The 223-nt window shown below is 71.3% G+C and carries 1 pseudogene; it reads right to left on the reverse strand.

Going from position 1 to position 223, the window contains the following annotated elements:
• Nucleotides 1–223 (reverse strand): annotated as a pseudogene (locus E4K09_RS02480) (protein-L-isoaspartate carboxylmethyltransferase); the annotation flags it as partial.

Here is a 223-nt window from a genome sequence, read left to right on the forward strand (position 1 = left end):
CCCTTCTCTCCGACGAGTTCCGCCAGGATGGCGGTGTAGTAGCCGGTTCCCGCCCCGATCTGCGCGACGCGCTCGCCCTCGCGGAGGGCCAGGGCGTGCAGCCATCCCGCATGAAGGGACGGGCTGCCGTTGTTGACGCCGCGGTGGGGCGCAAGCGCCAGGAGCACGTCCTGATAGAGCACGGCGGGATCCCGGGATTGCAGCGGCTCGTAGCCGCCGGCTC

Origin of the sequence: Microvirga pakistanensis, assembly GCF_004458765.1 — a bacterium.
Lineage (GTDB): Bacteria > Pseudomonadota > Alphaproteobacteria > Rhizobiales > Beijerinckiaceae > Microvirga > Microvirga pakistanensis.